The sequence below is a fragment of the Arthrobacter sp. B0427-1-12 genome (assembly GCF_059092905.1).
On the sequence record NZ_JBNHIC010000147.1, the window covers coordinates 1 to 1,421 of the forward strand.

Below are 1,421 nucleotides of genomic sequence, written 5' to 3' on the forward strand. Positions count from 1 at the left end.
GAATCTTCTATATCTCGTCAAGCCGCGTTCGGGATCGCATTGTCAGGGGCGTGTAGAGCGTTGAGGGTGCGGTAGAGGCGGCGGGCGAGGTAGCGCTTGAGGCATCGCCGGATTTCCCGTGGAGTTTTTCCTTCGGCCTTGCGGCGTTTGGCGTAGGCGCGGGTGTCGGGGTCGTGGACGGTGCGGACGACGGTGGCCATGTGCAGTGCGCAGTTCAGGCGCCTGTCGCCGCCTCGGTTGAGTCGGTGGCGCACGGTGTTCCCCGAGGATGCGGGGATGGGGCTCACGCCGGCGAGGGCTGCGAAGGCGGCCTCGGAACGCACCCGGCCCAGATGCGACCACGCCGTGTAGACCACGGCGGCGGTGACGGGACCGATGCCGGTCTCCTCGAGAAGGGGCGCCGCGGGGCTGGCCTCGAGGAGCTCGGTGGTACGGGTTTGGTTGTCCTTGAGCTCGCCGTCGAGGACGGTGATGCGCTTGGCGAGCCGGACCGCCTCCGCACGGGCAGTGGCGGCGGCGAGGGCCTCGTCGCGGGCGCGCCAGTGGGAGACCTCGGTGATCCTGGTATCACTGAGGGGCTTGCGGGCGTCGATGCCGAGGTCGACGCTGCGCAGGAGGGCGGTGAGGGCGTTGACCTTCGCCGTGCGCTCGACTGTCATCTGCTCCCTCGCGGCGACCAGGACCCGCAGCGCAGCGCGGACCCCCTCGTCCTGGCGCGGAATGCGCAGTTGGTCCTCTTCGAGCGGGAGGGCGGCTGCGGCGATCGCGGCAGCGTCCAGCGGATCGGACTTGCCGGTTCCGCGACGAGCTGGGGCGTAGGCCGTGACCCTGGGCGCTTCGGCGACGCGGTAGCCGGCCCGTGCGACGGTGCCCGCGAGCAGGGCCCCGTAGCTTCCCGTGCCTTCGATGACCCAGAGGGCTCCGAGGTCCCCGCCGGTGCGGCGGGCTACGCAGGCGATCGCACGGGCCCTGCCCGCGTGGGTGTTGGGGAAGGCCTCGGTGGTGAGGTGCTCGCCGCTGGCGGCAAGCACGGCGTAGGTATGCGTGCGGGCGTGGGTGTCCACGCCGATGACGAACGGACAGGAGTGTGCGACAGTGGTCATCGCGGCCGGGGGTTCCTTCCTCACGAACGGGCAGATGCTTCTGGCCGCGGTGCGGCCGGCGTCGGCCCGGGTGAAGGTCACTCCGAGGCATTCCTGTGATGGGTCACAGCCCCCAAGGGGGGCTGGGCAGTCTTCTGATCAAGCCTTCGGTGTGGGCCGGGCAGGCGCCGGCCGCTCACCCCAGTAACGGGCAATTCCGATTGAAGGCACGTTTGAAACGGCCAGGCGGATATCGAGCCACATTCCCGGGGCAGGCGACCGACACCTACCCTGCCAGCCGGTCCCGGACCAGCCACAACAAGACTCACAGGCGGATAT

1 protein-coding gene is annotated in these 1,421 nt (G+C 69.8%); it reads right to left on the bottom strand.

Translation table 11 applies throughout. The annotated features are described in order from the left end of the window. Nucleotides 1-17: 17 nt before the first annotated feature. Entirely contained in the window at nt 18-1,103 is a 1,086-nt protein-coding gene (locus tag AC5RWU_RS24230; protein WP_493986718.1) for an IS110 family RNA-guided transposase, read from the bottom strand. Nucleotides 1,104-1,421: the final 318 nt, after the last annotated feature.

What these genes read in the sequence shown, in the direction of transcription:
- AC5RWU_RS24230 (WP_493986718.1), bottom strand. Translation starts at nt 1,103, where the DNA reads ATGACCACTGTCGCACACTCCTGTCCGTTCGTCATCGGCGTGGACACC.